Origin of the sequence: Micromonospora rosaria (assembly GCF_001567585.1) — a bacterium.
Lineage (GTDB): Bacteria > Actinomycetota > Actinomycetes > Mycobacteriales > Micromonosporaceae > Micromonospora > Micromonospora rosaria.
Window position 1 is genome coordinate 47521 of record NZ_LRQV01000012.1, and the last position, 22416, is coordinate 69936.

A 22416-nucleotide genomic window follows, 5' to 3' on the forward strand; every position below is an offset into this window, starting at 1 on the left:
TGAGGGCAAGCCGGCTCCGCCATGTCGAACGAGACGGCGGGGCGGCCTCACCGGGCCGCCCCGCCGTACGCAGGTCACCGTCAGTTGGTGGGAAAGTTGTCCGGGGTACGGATCCGGTCCCGGATCCACACGCCGGCCGGCTTGAGCACGCCGGTCCCGGTGTACGAGGTGCCGTTGCAGGTGCCGGTGGTGAAGACCGCGCCACTGCGGAAGTCGTCGGAGAAGTTCCAGTTGACCCAACTGATCTTCTTCGTCGCCATCAGGTCGAGGTACTGCTGGGCCCGGGTGAAGTCGTTCGCGCCGTCACCGGAGGCGGTCTGGGTGCCGAACTCGGTGACGAAGATCGGCAGCCGGTCGGCGGCCCGGGACAGCGCGTTCAGGTACGACGTGCCGTGCGAGGCGGCGTAGAAGTGGAACGTGTACATGATGTTCGTCGCGTCGACCGGGTTGTTGATGATCTCGGTCTCCGACGAGCCCTCGGAGAGGCCGAGCGACGACCAGGCGCGGGTGCCCACCAGGACCACCCCGTCCGGGTCCTGCGCCCGGATCACCGGGATGATCTGCTCGGCGTAGCTCTTGATCGACGACCAGCTCACGCCGTTCGGCTCGTTGGCGATCTCGTACAGGATGTTGGTCTTGTCCTTGTGCCGCTGGGCGATCTCGGTGAAGAAGGTCCGGGCCCGCGCCAGGTTGTGGTTCGGGTCGCCCGGGGTGAGCATGTGCCAGTCGACAATGGCGTACATGCCCCGGGCGGTGGCCCGCTCGATGTAGTCGTGCACCCGGTCGGTGAACAGGCGCGGGTTGGTCTCGTAGCCGTCCTCCTGGATGTACATCGAGATGCGCAGCACGTCGGCGTTCCAGTCGGTGGCGAGCGCGTCCAGGGAGGCGTTGTTGACACACTGGGCGTACCACTGGATGCCGTGGGTGCTCATGCCGCGCAACTGGATCGGCTGGCCGTACCGGTTGCAGAGCTGGACGCCGCAGACCCGGAGCTGGCCGTTGACCGCGGCGGGGGTGCCGCCGACCCCGCTGCCCGGCGCGGTGGTGACGGTCAGCGCGCCGGTCTGGGCGGAGGTGTTGCCGGCCGCGTCGCGGGCCCGCACGGAGAAGCTGTACCCGGTCGAGGGGCTCAGGCCGCCGACGGTGGCGGTGGTGCCGGTGACGGTGGCGGCGAGCGCGCCGCCCCGGTACACGTCGTAGCCGGTAACGCCGACGTTGTCGGTCGAGGCGTTCCAGGCCAACGACACGCTCGACGAGGTCGTGCCGGTGGCGCGCAGGTTGCCCGGCACGCTGGGCGCCTGGGTGTCGCCGCCCCCGGCGCAGGGCCCACCGTTGACGGTGCAGTTCGCGGGCGTACCGCTGCCGGTCACGACGAACCCGAAGGTGGTGGACGCGCCGGCGGCCAGCGTGCCGTTCCAGGAGCGGTTGGTGAAGGTGTGCCGGTTGCCGGTGCTGGCGTGCAGGGCGTCCCAGGAGCTACCCAGGGTCGACCCGGCCGGCAGGTCGAACTCGACCCGCCAACTGGTGATGGTCGCACCGGTGTCGTTACGGACGGTGAAGCGTGCCTCGTAGCCACCGCCCCAGTCCTGGACCTTGGCGAAGCTGGCGGTCGCGGCGCTCGCGCTGCCGGGCGTGACCAGCAGGCCACCGGCGATGGCGAGCGCGGCGGCGCAGATCCCGGCCACCGTCGTGCGCAGTCTGGACATTCCACTCCCTCTGTCGTCGCGGGGTAGGTGCAGACACGCGTCGAAACAGAAAGGTAAAGAACATTTACAGTACGGTCAACCCATCGGCCGCACGCCACCGCATCGACAGGCCTCTTCGCCAGGGGGCACCGGAGCTGGGATCGGAGCACCAGCGGCAGCATCGATGGACGGAATCGGTACGCTCGGCCGCCGGCGTCGGCCCGGTCGCGGCCCACCCCCGCGCCGGTCTCCCGGGCCGCCGCAGGGCTGGCGTCAACCGGACAGCGGCGCGCCGCGCCGCCACGGTTCGGGTAGCCTAATGGATCAACGGGCCGTTAGCTCAATCGGCAGAGCTGGGGACTTTTAATCCCTAGGTTCTGGGTTCGAGTCCCAGGCGGCCCACTCTCTCTCCTCCAGGCCGACGCCTGTCGCGGCAGTTGCCACGCGATCACGGCCGGGTTGGCAGCGCAGGCCATCAACAAGTCTCCAGAAACCCTCACCTGGCAGGCAACCTTTCCCCAGGGCACGAGTTTTCTGCTAGAGGAAACAAGAGAAAGCCGCATCATGTTTCCCAATCAGGCAGAGTTTCCTCTAGCAGGAAACTCTGCGACGTGGGAAAATCGCGACGTGGTGAGGTACAGCGAGGGGGCGCTGCTGGCCCAGGCGCGCACGCAGCTGGCGGCGCTGCTACCCGAGGACTTCGAACTCGGCGAGGCGGTGCTCGACGACCAGGGGCCGTTCGACGGTCCAGACGCGGTCTGGCAGCTACGCGAGCAGCACGCGGGATACGGGTTGATCCTGGTGGAGGCAAAGCAGTCGCTGACCCCCCGCGACGTGTCCCGGCTGCGGGAGCGCTTGTCCGGCCCGGTCATGCGTCTCATGCGCGGTCCAACCGTGCTGGTGGTAGCTCCGTGGCTGAGCCCACGGACACGAGCCCTGCTGGAGGAGGCGGGACACTCCTACCTGGACCTCACGGGCAATGTCCGATTCCGGATCGACCGACCAGCGGTTTATCTCAGGCTCCAAGGAGCCGACCGTGACCCAAACCCGAAACCGCAATCTCAGGCTCGGTTGCAGGGCCCGAAGGCAAGACGGCTGGTGCGACTGCTGGTCGAGGCGACCCCCCCGTATCGCTCGAAGTCGCTGGCCGAGGCGGCCGGACTCACGCCCGGTTACGTATCGAAGGTGCTGTCCTCACTCGATGAACAGGCTCTGGTCGAGCGAAACCAACGAGGGTTGGTTGAGCACGTCGACTGGCCGGCGCTGCTGTTGTCCAGCGCAGGCAGCTACGACATGTTGCGCAACAATCAGGCCAGCACGTTCATCGCGCAGGAGGGTGCCCGGGCACTGTACGCCCGGATACTCGCCGATATCCGTCGGCCGGACGTGGTGTTGACGGGATCATTCGCGGCTTCCAGCATTGCGCAGGTGGCAGCGCCAGCCCAACTGGTGCTCTACGTGGCCGATCCGGAATTGATGCGCCGCTTCGGCCGGCTTCTGCCAACCGACCGAGGTGCCGACGTCGTCCTACTCAAGCCGGAGGATACGGCGCAGGTCGAAGGCACCCGCACCACCGACGACGGATTACGACAGGTAGGACTGGGACAACTGGTGCTCGACTGCTTGGGCGGCAATGGCCGGCTGCCCGAAGAAGGGCAGGCTGTGTTGGACTGGATGCGCGCTCATGAGGACGAGTGGCGGCGACCGGATTTGCCACGGCTCGATCGGTAAGGTGAATTCCATGCCCATGGCCAGGCCGGTTACCGATCCGCTGTACATCGCGGCACGACGGGTCCTACTGGACGCCTTGGCGGCACTGGCCGAGCACCGCCAGGCAGTGATTCTGGCTGGCGCACAGGCGATCTACGTGCGCACCGGTGACGCTGACCTGGACGCCAGTGTCGCGCCCTACACCACCGACGCCGACCTCACTCTGGATCCGCGAGTGTTGGGCCCGGACCCACGGATCGAGGAGGCCATGACGGCGGCAGGCTTCCAACTGATTTCTGAACCAGGAATCTGGACAGCCGCCACCAAGGTGGACGGGAACCACGTGGTGGTGCCGGTGGACCTGCTCGTACCGGCCACGATGGTGGCCGGCAACCGGGCAGCGAAGTTGCCCGACCACGGGAACCGTGCCGCCCGGCGCACTCCAGGCCTGGAGGCCGCTGTGGCCGACCACAGCGATGTCCTGATCTCCAGCCTGGAGCCGCAGATCGACGCCCGACAGTTGCTGGTGCCGGTGGCGGGCACAGCGGCGTTACTCGTGGCCAAGGCACACAAGCTGCACGACCGGATCCAGTCGCGCAGGCCGGATCGACCGGATCGACTCAAGCCGAAGGATGCCGGTGACGTACTCCGGCTCATGCAGGCGGAACCGCCCGAGCAGGTGGGTCGACGACTGCGTGAACTCGCCGAGGACGACATTGCTGGTGCGAACGTGCGCGACGGGGTGCAGCGGCTTCAGGATCTGTTCGGCCGGCGGCGCTCACCTGGTGTCGAACTGGCGGTGGATGCTCTGCGGGCAGCCCTTCCAGAGGAGACCGTCCGGGCTTTGGCGACCGCGTACACGGCCGCGCTCATGAGTGGCTACACCGGCTGACGGATAGTCGAAGCCCAGGGCAGCGGAGAGGTGACACCTCCGGCGCAGGCGACTCGGGTATAGCCGAGCGGGGCGTCCCGAGCGACGATCCCGGCCGGTACGGGGCAGCGCGGCGGGGGCCCGAACCGTAGCGTCCTCGTCATGTCCGGAAGCGACGTCGGCACGCCCTTCCGCCCCGGTCGCCTGGACCGGCGTCGGGATCTCGCCGGTTGGCTGGTGACACCCCTGGCCACGCTCATGGCGGCGCCCGTGCTGGTCTGCGTCGCCACGATGGTGTCGACGATGACGGGCAGCTTCGACCGGCCACCACGGCTCTGCGACACCGGGCTGGAGAACCGTTGCGAGGAGATCACCCTCGCGATGCTGGCGGGGCACGTGGTGGCCTTCACCGCAGGGTGGCTCCTGCTCTGGGCGGTGCCGTGGTGGCGCGGCCTGCGCACGGTACGGATCGTGCTGGCCGTGGTCGCCTGTGCCGTCCTGGCCGCCGCACCGCTGCGAATGGGCTGAGGTGCGCCGCTGCGGAAGGTGCGGTGTGCCGTCCGCCGGACCACGCGGACGGCACACCTGCTCAGGAGGCGATCTGGATCTTGCGGCCGACGCCTGCCCGGAACTGGGCCATCGCCTCGGCGTACCGGTCCAGGGGGAAGCGGTGGCTGATGAAGACCGCCGGGTCCAGGACGCCGGCCGCGAAGAGTTCGCCGGCCCGCTCGAAGCTGTGCAGCACCGCCATCGAGCCGGTCACCGTGATCTCCTGGTTGTAGACCCGGTACGGCTCGACGGTGGCCCGGGTCCTGTACTCGGCGACGCCGAACTGGAGGAACGTCCCGGCCGGGGCGACCCGGCGCAGACCGTCGTCGATGGCCGCCTGCACCCCGGTACAGTCGATCACCACGTCCCAGCCGCGTGGCCGGGTCAGCTCGTCGGCGCTGGCGGCGTGGGCCGAGCAGCCCAGTTTCACGGCGGTGGCCAGCCGGTCCGGGTTGGGGTCCAGCACGCTGACGCTCGCCGCGCCGCAGCGCTTGGCCAACTCCAGCATCATCAGCCCCATGGTGCCGGCACCGTAGATCAGGTAGTGGTCGGCGAGCCGCCGGGGCAGCACGTCGAAGCCGCGTACGGCACAGGAGAGCGGCTCGATCAGCGCGGCGTCGGCCGGGGCGACCCCCTCGGGGAGGGTGACGCAGTTGCGGACCGGGGCGACCGCGTACTCGGCGGCCCCGCCGGGGACGGTGACACCGATGGCGTTCCACCGTTCGCAGAGGTTGCCCCGGCCGCGCCGGCACTGGTAGCACTCCTGGCAGTGCAGGGACGGGTCGACGGCGACCGGGTCGCCGATCCGGACCTCGGTGACGTCCTGTCCGACGGCGACGACCGTGCCGGCGAACTCGTGCCCCGGCACGATCGGGTACGCGGGCGCGAACTCGCCGTCCATGATGTGCAGGTCGGTGCCGCAGATCCCGCACCCGGCCACCTCGACGACCACGTCGCGCGGTCCGGGGGTGGGGTCCGGTACGGACTCGACGCTGATTTGTCCCGGCGTGACGATGACTGCTGCCTTCACTTGACCGCCCCCATGGAGAGTCCTCGGACGAGTTGTTTCTGGGCGATCCAGCCGGCCAGCACGACCGGCAGCGACACGATGGTGGCCGCCGCGCAGAGCCGGGCGAGGAAGAGCCCTTCGGAGGTGACGAAGCCGACCAGGAAGATCGGCGCGGTGCCGGCCCGGGTGGCGGTCAGGTTGACCGCGAAGAAGAACTCGTTCCAGCTGAAGATGAAGCAGATCAGCGCGGTGGCGGCCAGGCCGGGCGCGACGATCGGGAGCAGGATCCGCCGGATCGTGACCAGCAGGCTGGCGCCGTCCATCGCCGCCGCCTCGATCAGCGCCGTCGGCACCTCCAGCAGGAACGAGCGCATCATCCAGACCGCGAGCGGCAGGTTCATGGCCGTGTAGAGCACGACCATGGTCCAGATGTTGTCCAGCATGCCGACCTGCTTGACCAGCAGGTAGATCGGCAGCAGCGCGGCGACCACCGGCAGCATCTTCGTGCTGATGAAGAAGAACAGCACGTCGCGCCAGCGTTCGACCGGCCGGATCGACAGCGCGTACGCCGCCGGGGTGGCCAGCACCAGCACCAGCAGGGTGGAGACCACGCTGGCCGTCATCGAGTTGAGCAGGTACGGCAGCAGGTCCCGGTCGAAGACCTGCCGGTAGCCGTCGAGGGCCGGGCTGAAGAACCAGGACGGCGGGTTGCTGGCGGCGTCCACCTCCCGCTTGAACCCGGTCAGCACCATCCAGAGCACCGGCAGGAAGAACAGCAGCCCGGCGAGCCAGGCCAGCACGGTCCAGAGCCCCCCGGCCGTGTCGGCGGGACGAGAGCGGGTGGTCATCGCGGGTCCTCCATCCGGAACAGGCTGGAGAGCACCCGCAGCGCGAGGGTGGCGACGACGATGGTGCCGATCACCGCCACGACGCCGGCTGCGGCGGCCTCGCCGTACTCGAACTTGCGGAAGGTGGTCAGGTAGATCTCGTACGGCAGGTTGGTGGTGGCCGAGCCGGGGCCGCCCTGGGTGATGGTGAAGACGGCGTCGAAGGTCTGCACCAGGTAGATCGAGCCGAGCAGGGCGCCCAGTTCCAGGTACGGCCGCAGGTAGGGCAGGGTGACCCGGGTGAAGATCTGCCACGGGCCGGCCCCGTCGACCCGGGCCGCCTCCAGGGTCTCCAGGGACTGGCCCTGCAACCCGGCCAGGATGATCAGCATCATGAACGGGGTCCACTGCCAGACCAGCGCGGTGACCACGGAGGTCATCGGGTACGCCGAGACCCAGTCGGTGCTGCCGCCGAAGATCCCGTTCAGCAGGCCGTACGACGGGTTGTAGATGGCGTGCTTCCAGAGCAGCGCCGCCGCCATCGGCATCACCAGGAACGGCGTGATGAGCAGGGTACGGACGATGCCGCGCCCGGGGAAGCGCCGGTCCAGCAGGACGGCCAGGCCGAGACCGAGCAGCACGGAGAGGATCACCGACGAGGCGGTGAGCACCACCGTGTTGACCAGTGCGGCACGCAACCGGTCGTCGGTGAGCACCTGCCCGTAGTTGGCGAGGCCGGTGAACTCGCGGCTGCCGGGCCGCAGCGCGTTCCAGCTCTGGGTGGACAGGTAGAGGGTGAACAGGAACGGGAGCTGCGTCACCACGATGGCGAAGACGAGCGCGGGCAGCAGCGGGGCACGTCGGGACCAGCGTTGGGCCCGGTCGGGCCGGGTGGGACGGACGGTGGGGCGCGGTGCCGCGCCCGTACCGGTGGTGATGGTCGTGGTCATCGGTCCACCTCGGGGCAGGGCCGGGACCGGCCGGCGGTGGCCGGTCCCGGCGCGCGGCTAGCGGTGTTTGCTGGCGACGTCCTCGGCCAGCCGCTGCCCGTTGGCGAGCGCCCGGTCGACGGTGACCTGGCCGGCGATGGCGGCGGACACCTCCTGGGACACCTTCGTGCCGAGGTCGGCGAACTCCGGGATGCCGACGAACTGCACGCCGAGCGCGGGCCTCGGCTGCACCCCGGGGTTGACCGGGTCGGCCTCCTGGATGGACTTCAGGGTCAGGTCGGCGAAGGGCTGGGCGGACTGCCGGTACTCGGGAAGCTGGTAGGTGGACTGGCGCTTGCCGGCCGGTACCCGGGACCAGCCGAGCGAGGAGCCGATCAGCTTCTCGTACTCCTTGCCGGTCGCCCACGAGATGAACGTCCAGGCGGCGTCGGCGTTCTTGGTGGTCTTCGGCATGGCCAGCGCCCAGGTCCAGAGCCAGCCCGAGGAGTCCGTCCGGTGGACCGGCGCGTACGCGTAGCCGACCTTGCCGGCGACGGTGCTGGAGTCGGGGTCCTCCAGGGTGCCGGCGGCGGAGGTGGCGTCGTACCACATGGCGGCCTTGCCCTGGCCGAAGGTGTTCAGGCACTCGGTGAACCCGGCCTGCGGCGCGCCCGGCTGCCCGTGCTTGCGGACCAGGTCGACGTAGAACGTCGTGGCCTCGGTGAACTCGGGCGCGTTCACCTTCGGCGTCCAGTCCTGCTCGAACCAGGTGCCGCCGAAGGTGTTGACCACCGTGGTCAGCGGCGCGAACAGCTCGCCCCAGCCGGGCAGGCCGCGCAGGCAGATGCCGGCGACGCCGGCCTGCTTGTCGTCGAGTTGGGCGGCGAACTGGGCCACCTGCGGCCAGGTCGGCCGCTCCGGCATGGTCAGGCCCTTGGCGGCGAAGAGTTCCTTGTTGTACATGAGGAACGACGACTCGCCGTAGAACGGCGCGGCGTAGAGCTTGTCGTCGGAGCCGGAGAGCGAGGCGACCACCGGCGCGATCAGGTCACCCTTGTCGTACCCGGTGTCCGCGTCGGCGTACGTGCTGAGTTCGTGCAGCCAGCCGTTCTCGGCCCAGATCGGGGCCTCGTACGCGCCGATCGTCGCCACGTCGTACTGCCCGCCCTGGGTGGCGACGTCCTGGGTCACCTTGTCGCGCAGTTCGTTCTCCGGCAGGATCGTGAACCGCACGGTGATGCCGGTGTCCTTGGTGAAGGTGTCGGCGGTGACCTTGGCCAGGTCCTCCATCTGCGGGTTGCCGACCATCAGGACGGTGATGGTCTTTCCCTCGCCGTCGCCGGACGAGCCGCCACCGGCTCCGGAGCAGGCGGTCGTGGCGAGACCGACCGCGAGGGCGGCGGCGAGCGGGCCGCGCCATTGGCGAGGAGTTCGTGTTCTGGGCACAGCGAACCTCCATGGTGGTGGTGTGGTGGGTGGAGGAAGGTCGGCCGGGGCGCTCAGACGCGCAGCACCACCGGGCCGAGCAGGGAGTAGCGGTGCGCCTCGGAGGCCGGCAGCGCGGTGTCCGTGACGATGGTGTCGAGGTCCGCGACGTCGGCGAAGCGGCAGAAGCTGTTCCCGCCGAACTTGGTGTGCACCCCGGTGAAGACCACCCGCCGGGACACCGCCATCACCTGGGCCTTGACGGCCGCCACGGCGGGGTCGGGGGTGGTCAGCCCGTGCTTGCGGGAGATGCCGTTCGCCCCGACGTAGGCCAGGTCGATGACGAAGCCGGCGAGCATCCGGGTGGCCCAGTGGTCGACGGTGGCCAGCGTCCGCCCGCGGACCCGGCCGCCGAGCAGCAGCACGGTGATGCTCGGGTACGCGGCCAGCGCCGCCGCGGTGTGCAGCGAGGCGGTCACCACGGTCAGCGGACGGTGGGTGGGCAGCGCCTCCGCGATCAGTTGCGGGGTGTACCCCTCGTCGACGAAGACCGACTCGGCGTCGCCGAGGTGCTCCACGGCGGCGGTGGCGATCCGCCGCTTCTCCACGACCATCCGGGTGGCCCGGGTCTCCAGGGTCGTCTCGAAGCGCGCGGTCTCGGTCGGGTACGCGCCGCCGTGGGTCCGGCGGACCAGGCCCTGCTGGGCCAGCAGGCTCAGGTCACGGCGGATCGTCTCCGGCGCGACGCCCAGGTCGACGGCGAGCTTCCGCACGTCGACGTCGCCCTGACGACGGGCCAGGGTGAGGATGTGGTGTCGACGCTGGACTGCGTCCACTGTGCACCTCCCGTCGGCCCGTGCGTCTTTTGTAACATCGACGACTGCGGGTGACCCCGGTCACATCCGGGGCAATCGGGTGGGTTTGTTGCCCGTAACCGGCTCCGAACGGGCAGCACAGAACGGGCATAGGCCGCAAGAAATCCCAGGAGGACCGCCCGTTTGCTGTGGCTGCCTGCCCGATCCCCACCCGTCGTGCCCGGTCGGGCGGTCCCACCCCCGGGTCTCGCTAGCATGAGCCGTCGCGACCTCGGCGGGCTTGCGGACCGTACGGGCTGAAACGTCGACCCCACCCGAGAGGACGACGTTCCGTGCATCCTGTGCTGCGCCGCCTGGACGACCTCGCCGCCCACCTCGCCACCCGGCCCGACGTGCTCGCCGTCCTCGGCCTCGGCTCCGCCGGGACCGCGCGCGACCGCCTCGACGAGCACTCCGACCTGGACTTCTTCGTCGTCGTCGAGGACGGTGCCGCAGCCCGGTACCGGGAGTCGACCGACTGGCTCCGGGCGCCCTGCGCGGTGGCGTTCAGCTTCGCCAACGACCCCCACGGCCGCAAGGCGCTCTACGCCGACGGCATCTTCGTCGAGTACGCCGTCTTCACCGTCGCGGAGCTGGCCCGGCTGCCGCGCGTGGGAGCCCGGGTGGTCTGGCGGCGCGCCGACGTCCCCGCCGCCCTCGTCGAGCGGGGGCCGGAGCCGGACGGGCCGCCGTACGACACGGTCGAGTTCCACCTCAACGAGGCGCTGACCAACCTCTACGTCGGCCTGCACCGGGAACTGCGCGGCGAGCGGCTGAGCGCCACCCGGTTCATCCAGTCGTACGCGGTGGACCGGGTGCTCGCGCTGCTCGACCTGACCGGCCCCGACGGGGTACGGGCCGGCCGCGACCCGTTCGACCCGACCCGGCGGGCCGAGCGGGCGTACCCCCCGGAGGTGGTGCCGCTGGCGGCGATGGTGCCCGGTTACCGGCACAACCGGGCGGCGGCCGGGGCGGTGCTGGCCTGGCTGGCGGCCCGGTTCCCGGTGGATCCGGCCCTCGGGGCCGCGATCCGCCGGCTGCTCGACGACCCGTCGCCGGAATCCCCGCAGGGGACACCCGCCGACCTGCCCTGTCGTTGATCCGGTTGCGCCCGTGCGGCGGCGGGCCGACCGTGACGACGAGCAGAGGAGGTACCCGTGACCGGTACCCGCAGGACGGTGGAGGTGGACCCGGTCCTCTTCCGTGCCGTGTACGACTCGCCCGCCAGCCTGCCCGGCCGGCACCGCTGGCAGACCTGCGAGTCCGACGTGCGCCGGATCGAGAAGCAGCTCGGCATGCCGCCGCGCACCATCGGCGCCCCGCTCTGGGTCAGCGGCGACGAGCCGGACTGCCCGAAGTGCGGCCGGCGGGTCAACTGGCTCGACATCGTCTCGTCGGCGCTGGCCGGGGTGCACGACCGGATGATGATCGCCACGGTGATCCTCGGCGAGCGCCGGTACGTCAACACCGAGGTTCCCGAGGCGATCCCGGGCGTGCACTGCGTCGACTGCCGTACCCCGATCGTCGGGCTGCGCAGCTTCAAGTGCCACAACTGGGCGTACGCCTTCGAGGCGCTGGACGAGGTACGCGCCCGGATGACCGGCCTCCCCGCCCCGGCCATCCCCGCCGACTAGCCCCGCACCCGGGAGCCGGTGTTAAGAAGGGGCCCCTGCTCTACCGGAAGCGTTAACAGGGGGCCCTTCCTTACCGGCGGGCGGGGCGGAGGCCGGGTGGGACGGTCGGCTCGGGGCCGGGGTCGGGCACGGCGGGCAGCGGGCGGGTGACCGGCTCGGCGGGGGTGACCCGCAGGCGTTCCCCGCAGTGGTCGAGCTCCACCACGGCGTCGGAGTCGGCGTCGGGCAGGTCGTAGCGGGCCCCGTCAGGGGTGAGGGTGACCCGGAGCCGGTGCCCGTACCAGCGCAGGCTGAAGGCCAGTCGGGTGATCCGGGCGGGCAGCCGGGGGGCGAAGGCGAGCACGCCCCGGTCGTCGCGCATCCCGCCGAAGCCCTGCACCACGGCCAGCCAGGCACCGGCCAGGGAGGCCAGGTGCAGCCCGTCGCCGGTCTTGTCGCCCAGGTCGGCGAGGTCCTGCAGGACCGTCTCGGCGAAGTAGTCGTAGGCCAGGTCGAGGTGGCCCAGTTCGGCGGCGAGCACCGCCTGCGCGGAGGCGGAGAGGGAGGAGTCGCGGACGGTCCGCGCCTCGTAGTAGGCGAAGTTGCGAGCCTTCTCCTCGGCGGTGAAGTCGCCGGGGAAGCGCTGCATGGCCAGCACCAGGTCGGCCTGCTTCACCACCTGCCTGCGGTACAACTCCAGGTACGGGAAGTGCAGCAGCAGCGGGTAGTCGTCCTCGCCGGTGCCGGCGAAGTCCCACTCCGGCAGGTCGGTGAAGCCGGCCGACTGCTGGTGCACCCCGCGCTCGTGGTCGTACGGGACGGCCATCGCGTCGGCGGCGGACCGCCAGCCGGCGACCTCCTCCGGCGTCACGCCGAGCCGGGCCGCCGCGTCGGGGTACCGCTGGGCCGCGTCGGCCGCGCCCCGCAGGTTCCGCCGGGCCATCAGGTTGGTGAAGACGTTGTCGTCGACCAGGGCGGTGTACTCGTCCGGGCCGGTCACCCCGGCCAGGTGGAAGCCGCCGTCGGCGCCGTGGTGCCCGAAGCCGTGCCAGAGCCGCGCGGTCTCGACCAGCAGGTCCAGCCCCGCCCCGGCGAGGAACTCCTGGTCACCGGTGGCGGCCACGTACCGCAGCACCGCGTCGGCGACGTCGGCGTTGACGTGCATCCCGGCGGTCCCGGCCGGCCAGTAGCCGGAGCACTCCCGGCCGCCGATCGTCCGCCACGGGAAGGTGGCCCCGGTGAGCCGCAGTTCGGCGGCGCGCTCCCGGGCCTCGGGCAGGTGGGCGTGCCGCCAGCGCAGCGCCGAGCGGACCATCGCCGGCGCGAGGTAGGTGAGCACCGGCAGCACGTACCCCTCGGTGTCCCAGAGCACGTGCCCGTCGTAGCCGTTGCCGGTCAGCCCCTTCGCGGGGATGGTCCGGTCGACGTCCGGGCGGCCCGCCTGGAGCAGGTGGAACACCGCGAACCGGACGGCCTGCTGGAGTTCCGGGTCGCCGTCGAGCAGCACGTCGGCGGTCTGCCAGGCGACGTCGAGCGCGGCCCGCTGGTCGGCGAGGAGTCCGTCGAACCCCTCCGCGCGGGCCGCCCGTGCCGCCTCGGCGACGAGGTCGGCCAGCTCCGGCGCGGGGGTGCCGTCCACCGACGTCCAGTCGTACGCGGCGAACTTGGTCACCCGGACCCGCTCGCCGGGGTGCAGCGTGCCGGTGACGGCGACCCGCAGCCGGTCGGGGGTGAGGTCGGTGTCGGTGGCGAAGAGGTCCGGGGCGTCGACGTGGTGGGTCACCGCGACGGCGACCCGTTGCCGGCTGTGCTCGGTGCGGTGCACCAGCACCCCGTCGGTGCCGACGCCCCGCCGGTACTCGGCGGTCAGCGGGTCGGTGATCACCGAGGCGGCCCGGGGGTCGTCGGAGCGCTCCGGTACCCGCTCGTTGGCCTGGAGGTCGGCGCAGATCCGCAGCTCGACCGGCCCGTCCAGGGGTTCCACCTCGTACCGCACGGCGGCGATCGGGTGCCGGGAGAGCGAGACGAGCCGGGTGCTGCGGACCCGGACCCCGTGACCGGCCGGTGAGATCCACTCGGTGTGCCGTTCGACCACGCCGCCCCGCAGGTCCAGCACCCGTTCGTGGTGGCGCAGCGTGCCGGTGCGGACGTCGAGTTGCTCGTCGCCGACCCAGAGCCGGACCAGGGCGGCGTTCGGCGCGCTGATCACGGTGTCGCTGCGCTGCGGGAAGGCGTACCCGTCCTCGGGGTAGTCGAGTTTCCGCTGCTCGTGGAAGCCGCTGAGGTAGGTGCCCGGCATCCCGTACGGCTCGCCCTCGTCGAGGGTGCCGCGCCAGCCGATCCACCCGTTGCTCAGGGCGAAGATCGACTCGGTCTCGGCGAGCCGGTTCAGGTCCGCCTCGGTCCGCCGGATCCGCCAGGCCGGATCGTCCGCCGCCCCGGATCGGACCGGTTGCCCCTCGACGGTGGGGATGGTGTGCACGTCGCCTCCCAGGCCTCGGAACCCTCACCGACCAGACAACCAGAGCCCGGCTGAGAGGGCACTGAGACAAAAGTCGTGGTTTGGGATTCACCAATGAACAGTGCGGTGAACGGCACTGGTTTTCTACGGTGCTTACAGGTAAACGAAGGATGAACCGTTGGTGAGGTGGGGCATGCTTCAGGCTGGCATGACGGATGTTCCGGAAATCAGCGACGAGTGGTACCGGCAGGTGGTCGAGTTCGCGGACGCGAATCCCCAGCCGGTGCAGTGGTTCATGGGCCACTTCACCGAGGCGTCGATCATCCTGCTCAGCCTGCTCTGGCTCCTCGCCGCCTGGAGCCGGCTGGGCGGCGGCCCCCGCGACCGGGCCCTCGTCCTGGTCACACCGGTCCTGGTGGTCCTCGCGTACGGAGGCAGCGAGGCGCTGAAGATCCTGGTGGACCAGGACCGCCCCTGCCGGCTCCTCACCGACCTCGCCATCGTCGCCGACCACTGCCCGCCGACGGGCGACTGGTCGTTCCCGAGCAACCACTCGACGATCGCCGGGGCGCTGGCCGCCGCCACCCTGCTGCTGCACCGCCGGCTCGGGTGGTACGCGGTGCCGCTGGCGGCGCTGGCCGCCTTCTCCCGGGTCTACGTCGGCGTGCACTACCCGCACGACGTCGTCGCCGGCGTCCTGCTCGGCGCGGTGGTCGTCACGGCGTTCACCCCGCTGTTCACCACCCCCGTCGCCGACGTCCTGCGCCGCCGCACCCGCCGCACCGAACAACCGGTCCCCGCCCCCACCGACCCGGCCCGCCCCTCGGGACGTTGATCGAGGCCTCCCGGCACCGGAGCCACGCAACCTGACGCGACCCACCCGGTCGGCACCCCGGGTCGGGGGACGCGCGGGGTCAGGGGGCGAGGAGGAGGGCGGCGGGGGTGGCCAGCAGGAGGAAGGGGCCGAAGGGGAGGTGACTCGTCCAGCGGACCCGGCGGGCCGCCAACAGGGCGAGGCTGACCAGGGCGGAGAGGCCGAACGCCAGCAGCAGCCCGGTAACCAGGGTCGACCAGCCGGACCAGCCGAGCAGCAGGCCGACGCCGAGCGCCAGTTTGGCGTCCCCGAGACCGAACCCGCGCCGGCCGAGCAGCAGGGTGGTGGCCGCGAAGAACAGGCCCAGCCCGAGGCCGGCGGCGGTGGCCCGGAGCCAGGGCGTCGCGCCCGCGCCGGTCAGCGCGGCGAGCCCGAGCAGCGCCCAGGCACCGGCCGCCGCCGGCCAGGTGAGCCGGTCGGGCAGCCGGTGCACGGCCAGGTCGACCAGGGCCGCCGGCAGCACCCACCCGAGCCACCAGAGCAGGGCCGCCACCACCGGCGGCGCGCCGCCGACCAGTACCGCCACGACGAGCGCCGCGACCAGGGCGACCTCCACCGTGCCGGGGGGCGCCCCGACCCGCGCCCCGCAGTCGCCGCAGCGCGCCGCCGGCCCCAGCGCCGGCCAGGGCCGGCCCAGGTCGATCGGGGCGCCGCAGGCGTCACAGCCGGTCCGCCAGCCCACGTCCGGCGGTACGGCGTGCCGCGCCACCGCCAGCCGGAGCAGGGGTACCACGGCGAGGCCGGCCAGCAGCCGTACGCCGACGGGGCCGGTCGGGGCCCGGGGCGGGGTCAGCGCCATGTGGACCGCGTCGATCGGACAGCCGAAGCCGGACCGGCCGGCACGGACAGTAGTGGTACCGGGGCTGGATTGTCGCGCATGGCGCGAGAAGCGACCTCCCGCCGGCCGCCCCCGCCCGCCGATTTCCGGGCCGGCCGGGGTGCTTTTCGGCGTACCTGAGGCGGGCTCGGCATCATCGACGCCCATGCCGCCGTCCGCACCCGGAGCCACCGCCATTCATCACTGAGCGTATTCAGATGAATTGCCTCTGTTGTATCGCTGGGCGTCAGCTTATGCTCGCCACCTGGGTACGACGCAAGCCCGCAGTACCTCGGCACCGAGGCCGAGCAGGACAAACACCCCGGCAATATGCAAGATCCGTACAGGTAAATGCGGAAGCAGACGCATCGGAACCGAATGTCAGGATCCGGGCGCGTTTCCGACCGCCCGGAGGCCGCCGGCGACCCCGGCCACCCGGGTCGCATCGAGGAGGCACCCGCGTTGCGCGCACGGCAGTTCAGGCGACGGAGCGCCGGCCTGGTCGTGATCGTGGCGGTCGGCGCCACCGCCGGGTGCGGCGGCGCGGCCCCGGAGGTCGCCGACGCGCCGCCACCGGCGCGACCCTCCGCCACCGCCACCGTCTCCGCCGCGGACGAGGAGGCGGCCCGGGAGGCGGCGCTCGCCGCCTACGCCGGTTATCTCGACGCCACCCGCGCGGCGAGCCGAGAAAGTGATCCACGCCATCCGGAGCTGACCAGATATCTGGGCGATCCGTTGCTGACCCGGGTCCGGGTGACAATTCGCCAAGCCAAGGAGAACGGCGCGATGCGTACCGGGAAACTGGTTTCCGATCCCACCGTCACCAGCGTCAGCCTGGAGACCGACCCGGCCACGGTGGAGATCCAGGACTGCCTGGACACCACCGGGTACCGGCTGGTCTACACGCACAACAAGAAGGTCGTCCCCGGCTCCCGTGGCAGCCGGCACCTGGCCACCGCCACCGCCACCCGCTACCCGGACGGGAAGTGGCGGATCAACGCCGGCGCCGCGCACCAGGACCAGCCGTGCTGACCCGCGCCGGCCGGGCCCGGCTGCTGGCCCGGACGCTGGGTGCGGCGGTCGCGCTGCTGCTCGCCGGCACCGTCGTGCCGGCCACGGTCGGCGAGCCGGCCACGGCGGCCGGCCGGGCCGCCCCGGGCGCGGAGTGCCCGCCCGGCCAGGACGACTGCAACGTCTGGGACGACGACCCGCCCACCCCCGGCAACCCCGGCAACGGCGGCAACGGCGGCAACCCGAGCAACGGCGGCAACCCCGGCGACGGCGGCGACGGCCCGGCTGCCAAGTGCCAGTGGGAGGGCCGGGAGGTCGCCTGCTACTCCGATGACCTGGGCTGGTTCGACAACGGCACCGGGTGCTACACCAAGCTCGCCGAGCCGCAGCCCAGCGTCGTCGAGGGCAGCCTCTGGTACGCCGTCACCTGCGACGGCGGTCTCGCGTCGACCCGCAACGAGTTGTACGACAGCCCGCCGCCCGGCTTCGGCGCCCCGCCCGACCCGGAGGAGCTGGCCCGGCGGGCGCTCGCCTCGATCAGCCTCCGGGCACCCCGGATCGCGATGGCGCCCCGCCGCAGCACCGGCCCCGGGCTGGTCGGGCTGCCGGTCTGGATGTGGGCCAGCCGGGGCCCCAACTACTTCGGCCCGCTGAGCGCCTCCGCCTCCGACCGGGGCCTGACCGTCACGATCAGCGCCACCGTCGACCGGATCGTCTGGGACATGGGCAACGGCGACACGGTCGAGTGCACCGGCCCCGGCACCCGGTACGACCCCGACGGCCCGTACGCCGGCCAGCCCTCGCCCGACTGCGGCTACGACGGCGGGTACTCGAAGGCCGGCACCTACCAGGTCAGCGCCACCACCTTCTGGACCGTGAGCTGGACCGCCAGCAGCGGCGGGGCGGGCGACTCCTTCCCGCTCACCCGGACCAGCGGCACGAACACGATCGAGATCGACGAACTTCAGGTGGTGACCAGGTGAGTGTGGTGACGCGCAGCGGTACCGGCCCGGTGGACGCGCCGGTCGTACCCCCGAAGGTGGTCCGGCAACGCCGGATGCGCCCGGGGCTGCTCGGCCTGGCGGTGCTGCTGATCGCCCTCGGCGGGCTGGGCTCGGCGTTCGCGGTCACCTCGGTCCGCGCCACCGGCAGCTACCTCGCGGTCGCGCGGGCGGTCGAGGTGGGCCGGGAGATCCGGGCCGACGACCTGGTCACCGTGCAGGTGGCCGGTGGGCAGGGGCTGTCGCCGGTGGCCGCGAGCCAACTCGACGAGGTGGTCGGCAAGCGGGCGGCGGTGGCGCTGACCCCCGGCACCCTGCTCACCATGGCCCAGCTCACCGACGACCCGCTGCTCGGCCCCGGGCAGCAGCAGATCTCCCTCGCCCTCACCCCCGGCGAGGTGCCGGCGCGCACCCTCAGCCCCGGCGACAGGGTCCTGCTGGTCACCACCCCGGACCGCAACTCCGACAGCCGGGGCCCCGGCACCCGGTTCGAGGCCACCGTGATCGAGACCGCCACCCCGGAGGCCACCAGCGTGGTGGTCTACCTGGCGTTGCCCAGCCGGGACGTGCCGGCGGTGGTGGTGTTGGCGGCACAGAAGCGGATCGCGCTCGTGCTGACGAAAGCGGCCTGACATGGCGATCGTCGCGCTGGTCTCCGCCAAGGGCTCGCCGGGCGTCACCACGTCCGCCCTGGCCTGCGCGTTGACCTGGCACCGGCGGCTGGTCCTCGCCGAGTGCGACCCGGCGGGCGGCTCGATCATGGCCGGGTACCTGCGCGGGACCCTGGACGGCCCCCGGGGCCTCGGCGAGCTGGCCGTCGGTGAACTGCGCGACGGCAACCTGGAACAGGCGTTCTGGTCCCAGCTCGTCGACCTGGACGCGCCGAAACGGGAGCGGCTGCTGCTGCCCGGCGTGGTCGACCCCGCCCAGGCCGGCAGCGTGACCCCGCTCTGGCAGCGGTTCGCCGACTTCTTCACCGACCTGGAACGGGGCCAACCGCCGTACGACGTGCTGGTCGACTGTGGTCGGCTGAACGTCGCCGGCCCGCCCTGGCCGATCCTGCGGGCGGCCACCGTGGTCCTCCTGGTCACCCGGGCCAACCTGCCCGACCTCTCGGTCACCCGGTCGACGGCCCGGGCCATCGAACGGGACCTCGTCGAGCACCGGGTCCCCTCCGGCACGCTGCGCCTGCTGCTGGTCGGCGACGGGCACGGCACCGGCGAGATCAGCAAGGCGCTACGGGTACCGGTGATCGCCCGGCTGCCGCACGACCCGCGTACCGCCGAGGTGCTCACCCTGGGCGGCACCGTACGGGGCAACCGGCCGCTGATGCGCGCGGCCGGCGCGCTGGAGGCGCCGGTGCGCGCCCTGCTGGACCAGCGCCTGGCCCGACTGGCCTGGCCGGCCGGCGAGGAGGTGCCGGGTGCGGTTTGAGCCGGTCCAGCACGACCCGCGCGGCCCGCAGCCCGGGGCGGTCACCTCCACGGTCCCGCCCCTGGCCGTGGCGAACGGTCACCCGCCCCAGGGCGGGCACCCCCCGCAGCCGGCCCCGGCACCGGTCGTGACGCCCCCGCCACCGGAGGCCCCGCCGCGCCGGGCCGACTTCGCCGTGGTCCGGGACCTGCGCCGGCAGCTCAGCGAACGGCTCACCCTGTGGCAGCGGGGCCGGGAGTTCACCGTCGAGGAGGAGGACGTCGAGCGGGCCCGGCTCGCGGTGACCGTGGTCGCCGAGTACGCCGACGCGGTCCGCCGGGCGGGCACCCCGATGCCGGCCGGCGAGGAGCGGCTGCTGCTCGACCAGGTGACCGCCGAGCTGGTCGGGCTGGGCCGGTTGCAGACCCTGCTCGTCGACACCTCCATCGAGGAGGTGCACATCCTCGGCTGCGACCGGGTGCGCATCACCCGGCACGGCGGCGGCGTCGACTGGGGCGAGCCGATCGCCGACAGCGACGCCGAACTGGTGGAGATCCTCCAGGCGGCGGCCCGCCGGGCCGGTGCCACCGAACGGTCCCTCTCCACCTCCAAGCCCACCCTGGACCTGCAACTCCCCGACGGCAGCCGGCTCGCGGCGGTGTTCCTGGTCAGCCAGCGCCCGTACGCGGTGATCCGCAAGCACAACACCCTCGACGTCAGCCTGGACGACCTGGCCGGGGCACGGGCCGACCTGGACGAGATGATCGACCCGCTGCTGCGCGACTTCCTCCGCGCCTCCATGCGGGCCGGGCTGAACATCATGGTGGCCGGGCTCGCCGGGGCCGGGAAGACCACGGTGATCCGGGCGCTGATGGGCGAGATCCCCCCGGACGAGCCGTTCGTGCTGCTGGAGGAGAGCCGGGAACTGCTGCCCACCCAGCACGGCGGCCGGCACCGCGCGGTGATGAGCTTCGAGGCCCGGGAGGGCCACGGCGAGCGCGGGCTCGACGGCCGCCCGGCGGGCGAGGTGAGCATCGCCGACCTGATCCCGGTGTCACTGCGGATGGGCGTGCTGCGGATCATCGTCGGCGAGGTGCGGTCCCGGGAGATCGTGCCGATGCTCCAGGCGATGACCACCAGCCGGGGCTCGATGTGCACCATCCACGCCCGTACCCCGGCGGGGGTGGGCGAGCGGATCATCGAGCTGGCGCTCTCGCACGGCCGGGAGATGACGGTGGACCAGGCCCGCCGGATGGCCGGCAACGCCCTCGACCTGATCGTCTACGTCACCGTCGAGGACGAGACCGCGATCGGTGGGCGCAAGCACCGCTTCGTCTCGCACGTCGAGGAGGTGATCGGCGTCGGCGACGGCAACCGGATCACCACCACCGCCGTCTTCGGGCCCGGCCCGGACGGCCGCGCCGTCCCCCGGCACCTGCCCGAACGGATCCGTGACCAGTTGCTCCGGGTCGGCTACGACGCCCGCCTGCTGAGCCGCTGGGTCGAGGCCGGGGCCGGGGCCTGGCGCCGGCCCCGCAACAGCCGACTGGCCCGGCGGTGATTCCGGTGCCGGTCCCGCCCACCCCCGAGGTGCCCCGATGAACGCGGACATCGAACTGATCGCCGTCGTCTCCGGGGCGGCCTGCGTCGCCGGGCTGATCCTCGCCGTCGTCGCCGTGGTCGGCACCCGCCGACCGCCCCGGTCCCGCCCCGGCTCCGGGACCGGCCTGCGCCGGCTCTGGCTCGGCTCCGGCACCAGCCGCCGCGAGCAGCGCCGCTACCAGAGCCAGCTGCTCGGCACGGTGCTCGGCGGCGCGCTGGTGTTCCTGCTGACCGGGTTGCCGGTGGCCGGCCTGCTGGTCGCCGTCGCGGTGCCGGGGGTGCCGTGGCTGTTCGCCGTCGGCCGGGCCGAACAGCGGGCCATCGCCCGGATCGAGGCGGTCGGCGACTGGACCCGCCGGCTGAAGGACGTCTCCGCCATCGGCCAGGGCCTCCAGCAGGCCATCGTCAGCACCGTCACCACCGCTCCCGAGGAGATCGAGGAGGAGGTGCGGGTGCTCGCCGCCCGGCTCCAGGCCGGCTGGTCGGCGAAGGCCGCCCTGCTCGCCTTCGCCGACGAGATCGGCGACCCGGTCTGCGACCAGGTGGTGGCCGCGCTGATCCTGCACCTGACCGACCGGGGCGAACGCCTCGGCGACGTGCTCGGCTCGATCGCCGCCGCCGCCTCGGCCGAGGTGGCCACCCGGCGGGAGATCGAGGCCAAGCGGACCCAGCCCCGGTTCGCGGTCCGGTTCCTCACCGGGATGACGCTGGCCAGCCTGGCGTACGGGCTGCTCAACGCGGAGTACATGCGCCCGTACGGCACCCCGACCGGGCAGCTCGTGATGATCGTCCTCGGGTCGGCCTTCATCGGCCTGCTGGTCTGGGTGCGCAACCTGAGCCAGCCGCCCCGGCCGGCCCGGTTCCTGCCCGCCCCCGATCCGGAGGAGGCGCTGCGGTGATCCTCAGTTGGCAGCTCACCCTCGCCGTGGTCGGTGGCGGCGCGATCGGGCTGGGCCTCTTCCTCCTCGTGCAGGAGGCGCTGCCGGCCACCCCGGCGCTCGGCCCGGCGCTGCAACGGCTGCACCAGCCGCCGGGCGCCGCCCGGCCCACCACCGGCCGCCGGCTGGACTGGCTCGGCGGGTTCGCCCGCTGGGTCCGCCCACCGCACCAGGAACTGGCCCTGATCGACCGGACCCCGGAGCAGTACACCCTCTCCCTGCTGCTCTCCGCCCTGATCGGGCTGGCCGCGCCGACGCTGCTCGGGGCGGTGCTCTTCCTCTCCGGCACCAGCCTGCCGCTGGTCGTACCGGTCTTCGGCGGGATCGGCGCGGCGGCGCTCTGCGCCCTGATCGCCCACCGGGACGTGCTCACCAAGGCCGAGGCGGCCCGCGCCGAGTTCCGCCAGGCCGTCTGCGCCTACCTGGACCTGGTCGCGCTGCAACTCTCCGCCGCGCACGGGCCGGTGCAGTCCCTGGAGCGGGCCGCCCAGGTCTGCGACGGCTGGGTCTTCGACCGCATCCGGGAGTCGCTGCGGATGGCCCAGATGCAGATGCACTCCCCCTGGGACGAGTTGCGCGACCTCGCCGAGAAGCTGGGCACCCCGGAACTTGGCGACGTGGGCGCGATCATGCGCTCCTCCGGCAGCGAGGGCGCGCAGGTGCACGAGACCCTGCGCAACCGGGCCGACGCGCTGCGCGACCAGATCCGCACCGACAACCTGGCCCGCGCCGAGGGGGTGACCAGCCAGCTCGACATCCCCGGCGCGCTGCTGGTCTTCGTCCTGCTCGGCTTCGCCGTCTACCCCTTCGTCGCCCGTCTGTAATCC

General features: G+C 72.2%; 21 protein-coding genes and 1 tRNA gene. 14 read left to right on the top strand and 8 right to left on the bottom strand.

The window, feature by feature from the left end; genetic code table 11:
* Positions 1-80: 80 nt before the first annotated feature.
* The gene (locus AWW66_RS32430) at positions 81-1706 is read right to left on the bottom strand and encodes a cellulase family glycosylhydrolase (protein WP_083978254.1); all 1626 of its coding nucleotides are present in this window, start codon (positions 1704-1706) and stop codon (positions 81-83) included.
* Positions 1707-2014: 308 nt separating this feature from the next.
* Here AWW66_RS32430 and AWW66_RS06020 point away from each other — a divergent pair.
* The 4 genes from AWW66_RS06020 to AWW66_RS06035 all read left to right on the top strand — a co-directional run bounded on the left by AWW66_RS06020 (position 2015) and on the right by AWW66_RS06035 (position 4794).
* Positions 2015-2087 (top strand) — tRNA-Lys (locus AWW66_RS06020).
* Between the two features lie 57 nt (positions 2088-2144).
* Positions 2145-3416 carry a hypothetical protein gene (locus tag AWW66_RS06025; protein WP_157527192.1) on the top strand — a complete coding sequence of 424 codons (1272 nt, stop codon included), beginning with the start codon at positions 2145-2147 and terminating at the stop codon, positions 3414-3416.
* A gap of 10 nt (positions 3417-3426) precedes the next feature.
* Positions 3427-4287, top strand: a complete 861-nt coding sequence (locus AWW66_RS06030; RefSeq protein ID WP_067360921.1) for a hypothetical protein — start codon at positions 3427-3429, stop codon at positions 4285-4287.
* A 141-nt stretch (positions 4288-4428) separates the two neighbouring features.
* Positions 4429-4794, top strand: a complete 366-nt coding sequence (locus AWW66_RS06035) for a hypothetical protein (RefSeq protein ID WP_067360925.1) — start codon at positions 4429-4431, stop codon at positions 4792-4794.
* Positions 4795-4855: 61 nt separating this feature from the next.
* Here the strand turns inward: AWW66_RS06035 and AWW66_RS06040 are convergent, their stop codons facing one another.
* The 5 genes from AWW66_RS06040 to AWW66_RS06060 are packed head-to-tail and all read right to left on the bottom strand — an operon-like array spanning position 4856 to position 9841.
* Positions 4856-5845: a zinc-dependent alcohol dehydrogenase family protein gene (locus tag AWW66_RS06040; protein WP_067360928.1), complete on the bottom strand. Its 990-nt coding sequence runs from the start codon at positions 5843-5845 to the stop codon at positions 4856-4858.
* Complete coding sequence (locus tag AWW66_RS06045; RefSeq protein ID WP_067360932.1) at positions 5842-6672, bottom strand: carbohydrate ABC transporter permease; 831 nt, start codon at positions 6670-6672, stop codon at positions 5842-5844. The genes AWW66_RS06040 and AWW66_RS06045 overlap by 4 nt, the downstream gene beginning before the upstream one ends.
* Entirely contained in the window at positions 6669-7601 is a 933-nt protein-coding gene (locus AWW66_RS06050) for a carbohydrate ABC transporter permease (protein WP_067360935.1), read from the bottom strand. The genes AWW66_RS06045 and AWW66_RS06050 overlap by 4 nt, the downstream gene beginning before the upstream one ends.
* 57 nt (positions 7602-7658) lie before the next feature.
* Positions 7659-9026 carry an ABC transporter substrate-binding protein gene (locus tag AWW66_RS06055; RefSeq protein ID WP_067360938.1) on the bottom strand — a complete coding sequence of 456 codons (1368 nt, stop codon included), beginning with the start codon at positions 9024-9026 and terminating at the stop codon, positions 7659-7661.
* Positions 9027-9079: 53 nt separating this feature from the next.
* Complete coding sequence (locus tag AWW66_RS06060) at positions 9080-9841, bottom strand: DeoR/GlpR family DNA-binding transcription regulator (RefSeq protein ID WP_067360941.1); 762 nt, start codon at positions 9839-9841, stop codon at positions 9080-9082.
* Positions 9842-10152: 311 nt separating this feature from the next.
* On the opposite strand from AWW66_RS06060, the gene AWW66_RS06065 reads away from it, so the two are divergent.
* Entirely contained in the window at positions 10153-10959 is an 807-nt protein-coding gene (locus AWW66_RS06065; RefSeq protein WP_067360944.1) for a hypothetical protein, read from the top strand.
* A 57-nt stretch (positions 10960-11016) separates the two neighbouring features.
* Positions 11017-11493 carry a hypothetical protein gene (locus AWW66_RS06070; protein ID WP_067360947.1) on the top strand — a complete coding sequence of 159 codons (477 nt, stop codon included), beginning with the start codon at positions 11017-11019 and terminating at the stop codon, positions 11491-11493.
* 70 nt (positions 11494-11563) lie between these two features.
* Here AWW66_RS06070 and AWW66_RS06075 read toward each other — a convergent pair whose 3' ends face one another.
* The gene (locus AWW66_RS06075) at positions 11564-13954 is read right to left on the bottom strand and encodes a glycoside hydrolase family 65 protein (protein WP_396890476.1); all 2391 of its coding nucleotides are present in this window, start codon (positions 13952-13954) and stop codon (positions 11564-11566) included.
* Between the two features lie 187 nt (positions 13955-14141).
* Between AWW66_RS06075 and AWW66_RS06080 the strand changes: the two genes are divergently transcribed.
* Positions 14142-14768 carry a phosphatase PAP2 family protein gene (locus AWW66_RS06080; protein WP_245647944.1) on the top strand — a complete coding sequence of 209 codons (627 nt, stop codon included), beginning with the start codon at positions 14142-14144 and terminating at the stop codon, positions 14766-14768.
* Between the two features lie 79 nt (positions 14769-14847).
* Here the strand turns inward: AWW66_RS06080 and AWW66_RS06085 are convergent, their stop codons facing one another.
* Complete coding sequence (locus AWW66_RS06085) at positions 14848-15606, bottom strand: prepilin peptidase (protein WP_067360953.1); 759 nt, start codon at positions 15604-15606, stop codon at positions 14848-14850.
* Positions 15607-16086: 480 nt separating this feature from the next.
* On the opposite strand from AWW66_RS06085, the gene AWW66_RS06090 reads away from it, so the two are divergent.
* The 7 genes from AWW66_RS06090 to AWW66_RS06120 are packed head-to-tail and all read left to right on the top strand — an operon-like array spanning position 16087 to position 22413.
* Positions 16087-16656 carry a hypothetical protein gene (locus AWW66_RS06090; RefSeq protein WP_067360956.1) on the top strand — a complete coding sequence of 190 codons (570 nt, stop codon included), beginning with the start codon at positions 16087-16089 and terminating at the stop codon, positions 16654-16656.
* Positions 16650-17618 (top strand): hypothetical protein, encoded by a 969-nt coding sequence (locus tag AWW66_RS06095; RefSeq protein WP_067360959.1) that lies wholly within the window; start codon positions 16650-16652, stop codon positions 17616-17618. Before AWW66_RS06090 ends, AWW66_RS06095 begins: the two co-directional genes overlap by 7 nt.
* A complete protein-coding gene (locus tag AWW66_RS06100; RefSeq protein ID WP_067360962.1) occupies positions 17615-18268 on the top strand; it encodes an SAF domain-containing protein in 654 nt (217 codons plus the stop codon). The genes AWW66_RS06095 and AWW66_RS06100 overlap by 4 nt, the downstream gene beginning before the upstream one ends.
* Position 18269: 1 nt before the next feature.
* The gene (locus tag AWW66_RS06105; protein ID WP_067360965.1) at positions 18270-19070 is read left to right on the top strand and encodes a CpaE/TadZ family protein; all 801 of its coding nucleotides are present in this window, start codon (positions 18270-18272) and stop codon (positions 19068-19070) included.
* Positions 19060-20610, top strand: a complete 1551-nt coding sequence (locus AWW66_RS06110) for a TadA family conjugal transfer-associated ATPase (RefSeq protein WP_067360968.1) — start codon at positions 19060-19062, stop codon at positions 20608-20610. The genes AWW66_RS06105 and AWW66_RS06110 overlap by 11 nt, the downstream gene beginning before the upstream one ends.
* Positions 20611-20647: 37 nt before the next feature.
* Positions 20648-21550 (top strand): type II secretion system F family protein, encoded by a 903-nt coding sequence (locus AWW66_RS06115; RefSeq protein ID WP_067360971.1) that lies wholly within the window; start codon positions 20648-20650, stop codon positions 21548-21550.
* The gene (locus AWW66_RS06120) at positions 21550-22413 is read left to right on the top strand and encodes a type II secretion system F family protein (protein WP_067361011.1); all 864 of its coding nucleotides are present in this window, start codon (positions 21550-21552) and stop codon (positions 22411-22413) included. The genes AWW66_RS06115 and AWW66_RS06120 overlap by 1 nt, the downstream gene beginning before the upstream one ends.
* The last annotated feature ends 3 nt before the right edge of the window (positions 22414-22416 follow it).

What these genes read in the sequence shown, in the direction of transcription:
- AWW66_RS32430 (WP_083978254.1), bottom strand. Translation starts at nt 1,706, where the DNA reads ATGTCCAGACTGCGCACGACGGTGGCCGGGATCTGCGCCGCCGCGCTC.
- AWW66_RS06030 (WP_067360921.1), top strand. Translation starts at nt 3,427, where the DNA reads ATGCCCATGGCCAGGCCGGTTACCGATCCGCTGTACATCGCGGCACGA.
- AWW66_RS06035 (WP_067360925.1), top strand. Translation starts at nt 4,429, where the DNA reads ATGTCCGGAAGCGACGTCGGCACGCCCTTCCGCCCCGGTCGCCTGGAC.
- AWW66_RS06045 (WP_067360932.1), bottom strand. Translation starts at nt 6,672, where the DNA reads ATGACCACCCGCTCTCGTCCCGCCGACACGGCCGGGGGGCTCTGGACC.
- AWW66_RS06050 (WP_067360935.1), bottom strand. Translation starts at nt 7,601, where the DNA reads ATGACCACGACCATCACCACCGGTACGGGCGCGGCACCGCGCCCCACC.
- AWW66_RS06080 (WP_245647944.1), top strand. Translation starts at nt 14,142, where the DNA reads ATGACGGATGTTCCGGAAATCAGCGACGAGTGGTACCGGCAGGTGGTC.
- AWW66_RS06085 (WP_067360953.1), bottom strand. Translation starts at nt 15,606, where the DNA reads ATGGCGCTGACCCCGCCCCGGGCCCCGACCGGCCCCGTCGGCGTACGG.
- AWW66_RS06105 (WP_067360965.1), top strand. Translation starts at nt 18,270, where the DNA reads ATGGCGATCGTCGCGCTGGTCTCCGCCAAGGGCTCGCCGGGCGTCACC.
- AWW66_RS06115 (WP_067360971.1), top strand. Translation starts at nt 20,648, where the DNA reads ATGAACGCGGACATCGAACTGATCGCCGTCGTCTCCGGGGCGGCCTGC.